A 13,786-nucleotide genomic window follows, 5' to 3' on the forward strand; every position below is an offset into this window, starting at 1 on the left:
TGTGACAATAATGTATCTCGGCAATTAAATTTAACATTTTAATATGATAACCATCATTAAAAAACAATCACCTTTCGTCATTACCATAGCTGTGCTTGCCGTTTTAGCGTTAGTTATGCTTATACCTACAGAAGCTATGTTCAACAAAGTCTTTAATGATGATTTTAAGTTGGAATATGTAGATCTCACATTTAAAATGGGCTTGCTTTTTCTCATAGGTTACAGCTTCATTAGAATGCTGAAGATTCAAACCCTCGCAGGTTTATCAAAACAATTCCCTTGGAGGTTTAAATATTTGAATTTAATACCAGTTTATTTAATCATCATTGGGATTCTAAGTGTTTACTCACGAGACTTTTCACAAATAGAGCTCCCGAATCTGATACTTTTACTTATCGGCTGTCTTATGGTCGGCTTTGCAGAAGAATATCTATTCAGAGGTTTACTGCAACCGCTCTTCTTAAAAAAATATGGTTCGCGTAAATACGGCATATTTATGAGTATCCTTTTAACAGCGGTGTTTTTTGGTGTTTTTCATCTCATAAGCCTGGTGAAGAACGATAATGTTGGCCAAGTGCTGGTTCAGGTGGTCTTTGCGATGTTCATTGGATTCTTTTTTGGTGTATTGTTACTAAAAACCAATAAGCTGATTCCAATTGCAATTACACACGGGCTTATTAATTTTTTCTTTTCACTGGCTTTTTTACCGGGCTTGAAAACCATCCAAGATGAGACTGCCAACACCGTATCCGTTGCACCAATAATCTTGTTCTTGCCACTGTTTGTTATTGGCCTGTTAATCTATAAAAAACTGGACAAAAAAGAGATTATTGAAAAACTTGAGATTGAAATTTGAGAAAATATACAATATTTAAAAAACCAGAGCTAGTAATGTGTAAGCCCCAATAAAAGAATGGCCGGGGGCCTGCTTAGAATATTTTTAACCAAAAAAAATGAAATCAAAAATAAACATACCAGTTACCCTAAAAAATATAACGAATCATTTTTCCCCAAAAATTATCGGCGAGGTTAATGATGTTTATATCAAGATTGTAAAAATATTGGGTGAAAAAGTACCATGGCACAATCATAAATATGAGGATGAGCTCTTCTACATTCTAGAGGGGACACTCGAAATCGAAATTGAAAATACACCACCATTTCAAATGAATAAGGGGGACTTATATATTATAAAAAGAGGTGTAAATCATAAAGTGAGCTCCCAAAACGAATGCCATCTTATGCTGATAGAAAATAAAACAACCTTACATACCGGAGAGGTGTCCACCGAAATCACCAAGTCCATAGGGAAGCAAAATTCATAGAAACCATAAGATTCCTTTATGGCAATGAAGAAATAACGTAAAGCCAACACTATGTATAAGCAGCATTAGCACCTATGCTGAAGCTTCGGCCTAAGCATAAAACGACCGCTTATACTTGACCGATAAGTGCAACTATAAACCACTGTCTGTATTTTAAATTATTTAAAGGCAAATTATAGAATAGTCAATAAGGCAAAGAAGTTAGACCGTGGTGGGTATCTTGAATTGCACCATATAATTCCCAGATCCGTTTTTAGAGAGAGACTTTTAGTTGAACATAACATTGAAGATATAAATCAAGATAAAAACCTAGTCAATCATGACTTATTCCTGAACGACAAGATTTTCCTTTAAATCAAGGGGTTCGGGTATAGGCTGGATCTGGGCTTTAATGCGCATATACTCTTGCCAGCGATAAGATTCGAGAACATCGGCCATTTCAGAAGTCTCACGGCTTGATAGGCGTTTCAATAATACATATTTAGCCTTGGGCGACAAATTTTCGTCTTGCTCAACAGCACGTTTTTTAACCAGAAACCTTGCCACTGTTGATTGGAACTCCAGGGCCTGGTCAACTCCCATTACAAGACGAGGCTGATACCGTGCAGTGATGCCCTGGGCCTCAAGACGAATGTTCCGGTCAATTTTCAGGGCATACAAGGTTTGTCCTTTTAAGGAAAAAACCGAACAAACAAGTAGTGCAAAAACTAAGTGTCTGAACATTGAAATGGAATCGATTTTCATATTAATAAATGTTTAACTGTTTTATCTTTTTTTACTGATCGAATTCAGGTTGCTATGAATCCACTTTCTTGTTTAGGATACAGGAGAAGTACCAACTAACCATTACTAAAACAAGAATCACCATTACAAGATGAATGACGACCCTAAAATCTTCAAAAATTGAAAAGAAGTCATATAATACCAAATAAAATGGAGAAAACGACCCTAATCTTTCTCACGACAGCAAAACTCCCATTATTATCTGTGCTTATTTGTTGTTTTTAGAATTCCCTTCTTCAGGTTCTTTAAACTCAGATCGATATTTTTCTAAAAACTTTTTTTGCATTGCTTCCATTTGTTTGTGCACCTTCTCGATATCCATAAAATCCTCTCCGAACTGGCTTGTGAAAAAAGCGTCATCGAAGAATCTCTGTGTAAAAAGGGAATCAGAAGAAAAGACATCATCAAAGCCCTGATTACCAAAACTCGAAAAATTCCTGTAGAATTTGGATTGCATGGCTTGCAGTGTACTGTCCCTGTCCAACGAAGAAAGTCTATCCAAATCATCTCCTGACGACCATGAATAAATGGAATCGTACCGAATCAAGTTTCCTTCTTCATCAAATTCTCTATTTACCTTCCAACTACCCTTGGGAGCGTCGGCAGAAACTTCTTGCTTATTATCTGTTTCTTCTTTGTTCTTATTTTCCTGACTATTGCAGCCTGCAGTTATAAGTGTTGCCAATAGTAATATCCCACATTTTTTAATTGCAATCATCGTTGTAAATTTTTAAGGTTTATTATTCTTTCAAGCGCTCATTTAGTTGCTCTTAATACTTCAATAATTTGCCTTAGTTCGATAATCCTCTTTTTTTGTTAAAAATCTATGGAGTTATTTAAAGAAGGCCGGATCAACCGGCCTTTAATAATTATTTTTAAGAAATTTTGATACTTCTGACAGGTTTCCGTATTGCCTCATCCTTTTTGGGTAGATGGATGCTCAGTACGCCGTCAATATATTCCGCCTTAATATTATCCACCTTTACCGTTTCCGGCAGTGAGAAAGAACGTTTGAAAGACGAATATCCAAACTCCCTTCGGGTAAAGCTTTCCTCTTGCTGCTCATGGCTTTCCTCTAATTCAGTGGAAATAGAAAGTGCTTGATTATCAAGCTCTATAAGGAAATCGGACTTTTTCAATCCTGGCACCGCCATATCCACAAAATAGGCATCCTTGGTCTCCCTGATGTTTACCTTTGGCAAAGTCATACCTGTATTAAAGTTTGACGTAAAAACTGAAGGCATGTCCCTATTGAACACTTCGTCGATCCAGGAGGACCATGTTGGAAAGGTAAGGCCATTCGAATTTGTGTTTGCCATACTTCCATTTTTTCTAGTTGTTACTAAATTACTCATAAGTACAAAATTTTTAGGTTAAACATAAATTCAAATAATTTAACTTCAAGAAGACAAAAAAAATGCCAAAGTGGTCATGGATATTCCAAAGCGAATACTTTTAAAATTTCCTTAAGAATTTTGAAAGGAAATTATTAAAAAAGTTATAAAAAAAATGTCAAGTTGACATTTTTTAATTTCATCAAAAATGACAATTTTTCAGATATAAACAACTGTATGTCATATGTTTATAAGTTCATAATTTAAGAAATAAATCTTTGAATATTTAGGATGACAAGAATGAAAAGTCCGAATTAAGCTATTTATACCAAACCATATTGGCATGGCATTTTAGAAACTGAGAAGTGAATATTCCTTACAGGTTTCTAATTAAATTGTCATATCATTAAAATATATGCCATATAGCTTTGATATACTAATTTTAGATGACCATGAAAAAAATAAAAAAGAAAACACCTCATAGTATAGTGGTGGTTTTCATGGGCTTGCTGCCCTTTCTTTTGAACGGTTGATTCGACTAAAAAAATTAAAGAACACAACGAGTTCAATATAAAAATGCATCAGCTATTGCCCGATGTTAACGGCTATAATTCATTGGAACTTTTCTACAAATAAATTTATTACTTTTAAACGGTTGAAACCGAATACTAAATTCCTAGGGGCATTTAGCTTCACGGAATATTAGCCGGTTCCGTTACCCACTTATTGAAAAAAGATATTGCATGTAACGAATATTTCGATGAATCGTCTTAATTCTAAACCAATTTAAATTTGAAATACTTAAATCCGAATGTTAGAAAATCCAAAAGTAAATATCAAAATTAAACTTGCTGCATTGTGGGCTTCAGCAACCTTCTGCTATTTATATGGTGATTATTTTGAGCTATACACACCTGATAAAGTAAACAGTTTAATTACAGGTGATAATAATTTGCATAGTCCCACCATATTATTAATAGCGTCTATGATTTTGGCGATTCCATCTTTAATGGTGGCAGCTTCAATTTTCCTTAAACCAAAAATAAACCGAATTCTTAATATCGTATTTGGAACATTATTTACTTTAATGATGGTGTATATAGGAATCATTTCAACTAACGAATGGTACTTATTCTACGTTTTTTTAGCATTTTTAGAAAGCGTTATAACTGCTTTAATTGTTTGGTTTGCGTATAAATGGCCAAAAGAAAATAATTAAACCCGCTACCAACAATGTATATGCGATAATACTCCCTAAACGGTCGTGCTGCACATATACTACCCGTTATCGCGAATTTATAAGATCAAATAGATAAATAATATGACTATAAATGACAAACAAAGTGAGTTAGTAACGACAGCAAGAACCGCAGGCATTTGGTACTTAGCAATGGCAATTTCAGGCATTTTGGGATTTCTGATATTTCACCCTCAGGTATTTGACTCAGAAGACTCTCATAAAACACTAACAAATCTGATTGACCTTGAATCCCTTGCCAGAACCCGACTTCTATTGGAATTTGCAATTATTGTTTCACAAGCTCTCACCGCAGTATGGTTTTTTAAATTGTTTAGAAATATAAACGAGTGGGCAGCATGGGCAGTAGGCATTTGGGGAATGATAAATTCCGTAGCAATTATGATTAGTGCCATTTCAATGGGTTCCGCTATTGAAATTGCAAGTTCTTCCCAAACCGTTGAAGACAAAGTAATATTAATCGAACTTTTAAGCAGTTTAATTACAAATGCCTGGGGTGTCGGCGGCCTTTTCTTTGGGCTTTGGCTTATCCCGTTGGGATACATTATAACCAGCACAAAAAGGATGCCTGTTTGGTTGGGGCTAACCCTGATTGCTGGTGGTATCGGCTACTTGATAAGTACTACAATTAATTACATTGGAATTGAAAGCCCCTTGTTACGTTATTTAACCGTTCCAGCTACAGTTGGAGAATTCTGGATGATAGGATATTTATTAATTTTTGGAATACGGCCAGTGAATAAATAATTAGTAATAATACCAAAGGAAAAAAGGTGATAACAGCGTATCTAACTTATGGCAGGAATGATGGTAAATTAAACCCTTCTGCTTCTAAGTAAGTTTGTTGCAATCTAACAAGAAAGTGCTTCAAAAACCGCCACAAGTCATAGATGCAAGTCGTTGGCATTCATATTGACAAACGAAGTTCAAAAGAATAATGAATAAAAAAAATAGCGTATTTATCGCAACGAGTTTAGACGGATACATTGCTGATAAAAATGGCGGAATTGATTGGTTACATTCTATACTAAATCCCGACAATGATGATATGGGATATGTAGAATTTACCAATAAAATTGATGCACTTGTTATGGGACGAACTACATTTGAAACAGTGCTTGGATTTGATGTTGATTGGCCATATAACAAACCCGTTTTCGTATTGAGCAATAAGTTAAAAAAAATACCAGAAAGTCATAAGGAGAAAGCATTTTTGGTCAAAGGAAAGTTAACGGAAATTTTAGACCAAATCCACGAAAAAGGATTTAACAGTCTATACATTGACGGTGGAACAACTATCAGGAATTTTCTAAAAGAGGACTTAATTGATGAAATGGTGCTTACAACAATTCCGATTTTATTAGGCGGTGGTTCTTCTTTGTTTTCAGAACTTCCTAACGAACTGAAATTTGAACTGATTGGAACAAAAACATATTTGAATCAAATCACACAGAATCATTATAAACGAAAGAAATAAAATCCGAAAGCACAACAATGACTATACGTAATTGCTTAATCTCACCTCCTTCTGAAAAGCCTATCGGATTTTCAGTTTTGTGCGTACCTGCCTGCCGACAGGCAGGCTTGCAACGTTAAGTGCTATCCCGATAGCTATCGGGACACGCAACTACTCATAGCCGAGACCGTTAGTTGCTATTCCCCAAAAAATTAAAATTAAAACAGTAATTATTTAATGATATGAAATTTGTGATAACTCTATTCATTTCGACTTTATCACTTGTCTTTATTACTTCTTGTCAAGACAGTGAAAAATCAAATCTTACTTTACTCAGCAATCAAATCCCGACTGATACCGCCTTGATTTTTGGGAAAGGTATTGTTTCAACCAACAATTTTGAGTTCGCAATCACTTTCAACCCAGAAATGGACGAATTGTTTTTTACTAGAAGAAAACCCGAAGAGAACAATGAAATTTATACAATGAAATTAGTTGATGGTAAATGGTCAGACCCAGAACTAGCTTTTTTTAAAGCAAATCAAGGATGGGATTTTGAACCTCATATAGATCCGAAAGGAAGTCGACTCTATTTTGGAAGCACCAGACCACTCAACGACACTATCAAATCATCAGGATTACATCAATGGTATTGTAAAAAAAGCGTAAGTGGCTGGGAAAAGCCAATTCCTTTAGAAAAACCATTTGTCGAGAGGTCTGTAACCATGTACTTAACATCTTCAGAGAATGGCAATTTATACTTTACCACTGGGGAGAAAGAAGATAAGCCCGAAGATTGGGCCATTTATAACTCAATCAATGAAAAAGGGCAATATAGAAGTATAAAAAGGATGGGGAACCAAATAAACTTCTCTGGAAAGTATATCGCTCATCCATACATTTCACCTGATGAAAGTTACATCATTTATGATGGTGAAGGCACTTCGGGATATGGAGACAATGATTTGTACATCAGCTTTAATAAAAACGGTACCTGGACAGAAGCTTTAAATTTAGGATCTGAAGTAAATACCGATCAAACTGAAATGTGCCCCAGTGTATCGCCTGATGGAAAGTATTTATTTTTTCATAGAGGTGGAGAAGATAAGGGAGATATTTATTGGATAGATTTTAGACCAATAAAAGAACGTATTGAGAACATAAACAGCAACTAACAATGGCTATAATTACTGTTGAAATATTGTTCAATCAAAATTTATAACTTTAAAAAACCAATTTCTAAGTGGCCTCATTCTACGGATGAATGCACAACGAAATTATAGCCCAACCGTTAACCTTAATTAAGACCAACACAAAAATAAATGATAGTATAAAAAAATGGAAACTAATAGTTTCCATTTTCTAATACTGATTTTTTACTGATTTGTGCGTTATAATTTTAATCTACAGGAGGATGCACTCCAACTTGTATATTAGCACAATACCCTGCTACTTCAGAGTCTGCATGTAGAGATGGTCCTGATGGAAAACCAGTAACACAACCAGTAGCAATAGTATGTATCTGGTCAGGTATCATTCCCGGCTGAGCTGGTCCATGGGTACGTAATACCACATGAACTTCAGCTGTTAAAGGCATAAACCCCGGCTTAGCAAGTAAATGTCCCGAAAAATTACCTTTCCCACTTTCTCCAGCAATATGACCAGCAGCATAATTAGAAGATGTTGGTGGGCCTGGACCATCAAAGACTACAAACCAAATAGTATATGCATTTCCTGGTATTATCACATCAGTTTTAAAATTTACAGTAATTCCATTTTCGTTTCGATGGATGGTTGAAGTTCCTACGATATTAGCAAGGTTGTCCTCAACAGCTACTGTAGATTTATTAGTTGCAGCTTTACTTGCAACTGATTGTAATGACCTTTCACTTTCAATTATTGGTTCGGTGCTACACGAGAATAAAACCATAATAATTACGAGCGATAAAAATTTTACTGCGTTTTTCATAATACTGTTATTTATAGTTAATAATATATTAGTAAGGGAATGTGTTTATTTGTCAAAATGTGTACAAGAAATCGACGCCTTTCATCAATGAAAAATAACCGGTGGGTTTTCATTGATAATGAATCTGTCAACTAGTTTTGGCAGTACGTTAATACCTGAAGAAGTTGCTATGATGGCTTCAAACCAGTTATTTAAAACTAAGACTTAATGGTCTTTTGATTATTGTACTTAAGATGCTAATTCTTGTATTTTACAGGGTAATCCTTGTAATTTACAGGCATTTAGGAGTTTTATTGCCTGTATACTTATCAAAGAAGCTAAAAAAGAGAATCTCTTTATATCAAAAAAAACCTGACCTAAAACGAAAAAGCTTCTCACTAGCTTTAATGACTTCCAGCTACTTTTATATCGCTTTAAATAGTTATGGTAAATTCAATCCGAAACTTTGTAATCATCAAAACCCATTTTTTTAATAATGTTTTTGAATCTAGACTCTGATCTAAGGTTTTTGAAATTAGGATCTCTAAGGATACCAGCCAGTCTTGAAACTCTCATTTCAAAAGATTTTTCTAGTTGCTCTAGTGCTTTCTCATGCTCTCCAATAAATGCATATTTTCGAGCTAAATAGTAAGGGGCATTGTAATTTTCGCTAATAGAATCGATCTTAATAAGCCAATTATAAACACCCTTTATTCCAAATTGTTTGTATATAGTATCAATTTCATCAGACTCTTTCGCCTTATATATTTTTTGCAGTTCAATGATGGCTTTATCATATTGTTTTTGAGCAATGTAAGTTTCGAAATTTACCCAATTATCTTCGGTAAATCTAATGCTTAATTCAAACCCTTTCTTGCTTTCAGAAAGTGCTTTTTTATAATCACCGGCATAATAATAATATTCAGCACTAACGAAATAATTAATGTAGTAAGCAGGATTAAGTAACTGCGCTTTATTTATTTGTTCTCTTGATTCCTCTATACGACCGGTATAATTTAGAAACTTGGAATATAACAAGTGTGTGTTAGGATTTTTTGGATTTAATTTAAGCGAAATTAAGAATTCCTTTTCTGCAGCTTTCCAATTATAATCATACCGGAACAGTACTAATGCAAGAATATTATGAGGTTGTCCACTGCCAGGATCCAAGGTCATAGCTTTTTGAGTTAGTTCTTTAATCTTTTTTATAGTTTTAACAGGAGAAAGGATGCCACGATAGGTTAATTGCATATGCGCAACTGCTAATCTTGAATACGCTAAGGCAAACTCTGGGTCTTTTTCTATTGCCTGTTCTAAATACGTTATACTTTCTTTTGATAAACCATTGTATGTAAAATGATTTCCCTTTAGATATAAATTATATGCTTCTAGATTATTTGTTGGTTTTTTATCAATTTGATTGCGCTCTACATCAGAAAGCTCAGTATTTAGTTCTTTCGAAATTTGGCTGGCAATGGTACTCTGAAGTTCAAAGATGTCTTTATAATCTTTTTTTATATCTGTTGACGAAATATGTTTATCATTTTTTGCATCTATCAATTGAGTGATAATTCTAATTTCATCATTATTTTTTTGAACGCTTCCTTCTAATATATATGATACGCCCAATTCTTTTGCAATTTCAGGTATGGTTTTTGTCGTCTTACGATATTGCTCCATTGATGTTCTTGAAATTACTTTCAGCTCTTTAATGCTTGTAAGATGGTTTAAAATCACCTCCATGACACCATCAGCAAAATATTGATTGTCCTTATTACTGCTTAAGTTTTTAAATGGGAGTATCGCTATAGACTTATCATTTATTATAGTTTCTGAAGTTTTAGCAATAGTATTATTATTTGGATTTGGATAAAAGGAATATGCCATAGTCGCCAATAGTAAAACGAGTATGGAGCTAATGACAATCAAGCTTCGCTTTATTGATTTTTTCTGAATTGGTGCTGATTTATGTACTTCAACGGCATCTTTAATAAAATCATTTTCATTTTGGATAGATACCTGTGCTTTATACCCTCCAGGAGTTATACCATAACGTTTACGAAATGTTTTATTAAAATAAGACGGACTACTAAACCCTACTTTATAGGAAATTTCAGCAGATGTTAAATCAGTTTCCTTAATTAATTTAGCTGCCTCTGCTAATTTAACTTCCCTGATATATTGAATAACTGATTTGCCCGTAGCCGCCTTTACCTTCCTTAATGTTTGAGATGTACTTAAACCTAAAAGTAAAGCAAGACTGTTTGCACCGAAATTTTCATCGATGATATGATTTATTACTATGTTATGTAAGTTATCTTTAAAACTTATATCCATATGATCAAATAGCCTAATAAAGGTAATCTTTTATATTTTCATTATTTTAGGAGTGCCCAGGGTTATTGTTAAGGGATCATTAATGTTGACGAAGTCTAGGTTTGCTCTTGTAGAATAACCTTAATCCCCTCTTTTGTTCTTTCTGATTATAGATTAGATGTACTGAGAAGTAAACTTAAGACGTGTATAATTAATTGCTGAAAAGTGTTTAAAGAGTATCACGGAAATTCTGGCGAATTCCAAAATCGCAGTTTCTCTTTGTTATCTTAGTGCCCGCATAGCTAACCATACATAAACCGTTGCAAAAATTATAAATAAATAATGAGTAAAAATGGAATTTTAGTTTTGATTTTCTTACTGGTTGTGCATATGGTTCAAGCACAAGCGAATACCAACCTAATCCAATTTGTTGATCCATTTATTGGCACTAAAGGTGATGGCAATACATTTCCCGGCGCTTCCCTTCCCTATGGTATGGTGAAGCTGGGGCCTGATTGTGGTAATAAACGCTCAAATTCGGGTTATATTCCTGATGAGATTATTCATGGATTCAGTCATACCCATGTGAGTGGAACTGGAGGTGGGGCAAAATATGGAAATATACTGGTAATGCCGTTCACCGGGCCTTTTGACTTATCCAATATTACATCGGAATCTGATAGTGTCACTGCAAGTCCCGGTTATTTCTCTGCAGAATTAAAAACCAGCAATATAAAGGCAGAAATGACTGTCAGCCACAGTGTTGGATTTCACAAATACAGCTTTATTGAGAATATAGAAAATGGAATTTTAATTGATGCGGGCAGTTTTCTTGGTGAAAATCATTGCTGCGGTGAGGCCCAGTACTTGATTGGTTCGGAAATCAGGATTATTTCAGACACACAAATTGAAGGCTATTCAAAAGTAAGAGGAGGTTGGAACAAAGGAGCTGAATATACGGTGTTTTTTACAGCTTTATTCGACACACCTGCCGATAACTTTGGCGTTTGGAAAAATGGGGAAGTTAAATTGGGTGAAAAAACCATGCACGATAGTGGAGAGAAAACGGGCGCTTACTTCACTTACAAAAATACAGAAAACAAAACTGTTAAGGTTAAAGTAGGGATATCCTATATCAGTACTGGAAAATCACTTGAAAACATAAAAAAGGAAATACCACATTGGAATTTTGATAAAACCCACAAAAAGGCAGTGGAAAAATGGAACGATGTACTAAACAATATTAAGATTGAAGGTGCGTCAAAAGAACAGCAGACAATATTTTACACAGCGTTATACCATACCATGCTCATGCCCACTGATCGTACTAATGAAAATCCTAAATGGACATCAAATGAACCATATTATGATGATTATTATGCTATTTGGGATACTTTCCGGGCTACAAACCCATTGCTAACCTTAATTCAACCGGAGAGGGAAGCCGATATTGTTCGCTCCTTAATTGATATCTATAAATATGAAGGCTATATGCCCGATTCACGAAGCGGAAACTCAAGCGGAAGGACACAAGGCGGTAGCAATTGTGATATGGTGGTTGCCGAGGCATACCTTAAAGGTTTAAAAGGGATTGATTTTGAAAAAGCCTATGAGGCAATGATCAAAAATGCAGAAATCCCTCCAGGAGGAAACCAACAAAAAGTTGGTCGTGGTGGTATTAACCAATACATTGAAATAGGCTACGTACCTGCTGAATATGAGCCCCAGCAGGATTCTCCTACCCTGCATACTCCAAAGCTATATGACCGTGCCGGAACTCGCACGCTGGAATATTCGGCCAATGATTGGGCAATAGCATTGATGGCCAGAGGCATGGGCAAAACTGACGATTATCTGAAATACAAGAAAAGAGCCTCAAACTGGGCCAACCTTTGGAACGGGCAGATAAATAGCCAGGGTGTAAGTGGTTTTATTTGGCCAAAAACTAAAATGGGTAAATGGGTAAAAGATTATAGTGTGACAAAGGCAGGTAGCTGGGGAAATTTTTTTTATGAGGCAAACGCGTGGGAATATTCCTTGTATGTGCCTCATGATGTAAAATCACTTATTGATCTCTGCGGCGGAAGGGACAGTTTCATTTCGCGATTGGATGTTTTTTTTACCAATGGACATTTTCAAGTAAGTAATGAACCGAGCTTCTTTACGCCATGTCTTTATGCCTATGCTGGTCGGCAGGATAAGACCAATTCCACAATTCGCAGCATTATAAAAAAAAATTACACTGCAGCGCAGGACGGTATTCCTGGAAATGATGATGCCGGATCTATGTCGGCCTGGGTAATATTTAATTTAATTGGTTTCTTCCCGAATGCCGGACAAGATGTTTATATCCTAACCTCCCCTCATTTTGAAAGAGTATCGATAAATATGGGTGAAAACAAGGTTTTGAAGATAATAACTCACAATTATTCAAATAAAAATATTTACATAGAAAAAGCAACAATTAACGGAAATGCGCTAGACCAGTCATGGTTTAAACATGATGATATAAAGGATGGAGCAACTATTGAGTTCTTCATGGCCGATATACCCAGTGATTTTGGTAAAGAAAATCTACCCCCATCACTGAATGATTATGAATAAATTTCTGCAATTAAGCAATATTATAATGCATTTGATCTGCAGTCCCGATTTGAAAATGAGTTCATTTAAATACATAAGGCGGTTTGAAAGTGAAATGTTCTGAAATACCAAAAGCACTATATTTGAATCGTTGGTTGTAAGAAAAAAGGTTAGTATTTTTTCAAAAGTAATTGAAATAGTATAACTATATTTAAGCAATATAGCAGCGATTCAAAAATTCAATAAACCAAAAATCTAAAATGAAGAAGAAATTATACGTACTCGTATTTATCCTGGGTTTAACCAGTATGGAATGTTCTCAATTAATGGCACAGGTAGGAGAAATGAAATTTCCCGAAGGAACGGTTCAACACGTCGTGCATGCGAAAGATATTCAATGGAAACCATGTCCCCCAAACTTGCCAGCAGGTTGTGAGATGGCTGTTTTGGAAGGCAGCCCAAAAAGTAACGACCTATTTACAGTTCGCTTCAAAGTAAGTGGAGAATTTATTATGCCGCCCCACACCCACCCCAAAGATGAACGGGCGACCATACTGCAAGGCAAAGCTTATGTAGCATTTGGAAAGGACGCAACAAGGGAAGATGCGAAAGAATTTGGACCAGGTGATTACTATGTAAATGCCCGAAACGCCATTCACACTGTTTGGGCCGACTCATCAACAATAATTCAGCTTACTGGTATTGGTCCATGGGAGGCAAATTTTATCGAAGAATAAACAATTCCTGCCACCGGCAAAACCTATACGCTATGCCTTAGGGACA

Annotated in this window: 13 protein-coding genes; 8 read left to right on the forward strand and 5 right to left on the reverse strand. The window is 35.2% G+C overall.

All coding sequences use genetic code 11. From position 1 onward, the window contains the following. Positions 1-43: 43 nt before the first annotated feature. Positions 44-856, forward strand: coding sequence for a CPBP family intramembrane glutamic endopeptidase (locus Q0874_RS12095; protein WP_299163534.1), 813 nt, complete (start codon positions 44-46; stop codon positions 854-856). A gap of 97 nt (positions 857-953) precedes the next feature. Beyond that, positions 954-1,325 carry a cupin domain-containing protein gene (locus Q0874_RS12100; RefSeq protein WP_299163536.1) on the forward strand — a complete coding sequence of 124 codons (372 nt, stop codon included), beginning with the start codon at positions 954-956 and terminating at the stop codon, positions 1,323-1,325. Positions 1,326-1,649: 324 nt separating this feature from the next. On the opposite strand, the gene Q0874_RS12105 is transcribed toward Q0874_RS12100, so the two are convergent. The 3 genes from Q0874_RS12105 to Q0874_RS12115 form a co-directional block, all read right to left on the reverse strand. Then, entirely contained in the window at positions 1,650-2,048 is a 399-nt protein-coding gene (locus tag Q0874_RS12105; protein WP_299163538.1) for a hypothetical protein, read from the reverse strand. Positions 2,049-2,316: 268 nt separating this feature from the next. Beyond that, on the reverse strand, positions 2,317-2,826 hold the full coding sequence (locus Q0874_RS12110) for a hypothetical protein (protein ID WP_299163540.1): 510 nt from the start codon (positions 2,824-2,826) through the stop codon (positions 2,317-2,319). Between the two features lie 157 nt (positions 2,827-2,983). Beyond that, on the reverse strand, positions 2,984-3,463 hold the full coding sequence (locus Q0874_RS12115) for an Hsp20/alpha crystallin family protein (RefSeq protein ID WP_299163542.1): 480 nt from the start codon (positions 3,461-3,463) through the stop codon (positions 2,984-2,986). Between the two features lie 790 nt (positions 3,464-4,253). Here Q0874_RS12115 and Q0874_RS12120 point away from each other — a divergent pair. The 4 genes from Q0874_RS12120 (at position 4,254) to Q0874_RS12135 (ending at position 7,331) form a co-directional block, all read left to right on the forward strand. Beyond that, positions 4,254-4,661 (forward strand): DUF6326 family protein, encoded by a 408-nt coding sequence (locus Q0874_RS12120; RefSeq protein ID WP_299163544.1) that lies wholly within the window; start codon positions 4,254-4,256, stop codon positions 4,659-4,661. A gap of 102 nt (positions 4,662-4,763) precedes the next feature. Continuing rightward, complete coding sequence (locus Q0874_RS12125; RefSeq protein WP_299163546.1) at positions 4,764-5,447, forward strand: DUF4386 domain-containing protein; 684 nt, start codon at positions 4,764-4,766, stop codon at positions 5,445-5,447. Positions 5,448-5,637: 190 nt separating this feature from the next. Beyond that, positions 5,638-6,177, forward strand: a complete 540-nt coding sequence (locus tag Q0874_RS12130; RefSeq protein ID WP_299163548.1) for a dihydrofolate reductase family protein — start codon at positions 5,638-5,640, stop codon at positions 6,175-6,177. 221 nt (positions 6,178-6,398) lie between these two features. Further along, a complete protein-coding gene (locus Q0874_RS12135) occupies positions 6,399-7,331 on the forward strand; it encodes a hypothetical protein (protein ID WP_299163550.1) in 933 nt (310 codons plus the stop codon). Between the two features lie 224 nt (positions 7,332-7,555). On the opposite strand, the gene Q0874_RS12140 is transcribed toward Q0874_RS12135, so the two are convergent. Next, the gene (locus tag Q0874_RS12140) at positions 7,556-8,125 is read right to left on the reverse strand and encodes a hypothetical protein (RefSeq protein WP_299163552.1); all 570 of its coding nucleotides are present in this window, start codon (positions 8,123-8,125) and stop codon (positions 7,556-7,558) included. A gap of 432 nt (positions 8,126-8,557) precedes the next feature. Beyond that, on the reverse strand, positions 8,558-10,441 hold the full coding sequence (locus Q0874_RS12145) for a helix-turn-helix domain-containing protein (RefSeq protein WP_299163554.1): 1,884 nt from the start codon (positions 10,439-10,441) through the stop codon (positions 8,558-8,560). Positions 10,442-10,762: 321 nt separating this feature from the next. Here Q0874_RS12145 and Q0874_RS12150 point away from each other — a divergent pair, with 321 nt between their 5' ends. Together Q0874_RS12150 and Q0874_RS12155 are read left to right on the forward strand one after the other, a co-directional pair. Then, positions 10,763-13,024, forward strand: a complete 2,262-nt coding sequence (locus Q0874_RS12150; RefSeq protein WP_299163556.1) for a GH92 family glycosyl hydrolase — start codon at positions 10,763-10,765, stop codon at positions 13,022-13,024. Positions 13,025-13,263: 239 nt separating this feature from the next. After that, positions 13,264-13,740 carry a cupin domain-containing protein gene (locus tag Q0874_RS12155; RefSeq protein ID WP_299163558.1) on the forward strand — a complete coding sequence of 159 codons (477 nt, stop codon included), beginning with the start codon at positions 13,264-13,266 and terminating at the stop codon, positions 13,738-13,740. The last annotated feature ends 46 nt before the right edge of the window (positions 13,741-13,786 follow it).

The sequence above is a fragment of the uncultured Eudoraea sp. genome (genome assembly GCF_947490415.1).
GTDB lineage: Bacteria > Bacteroidota > Bacteroidia > Flavobacteriales > Flavobacteriaceae > Eudoraea.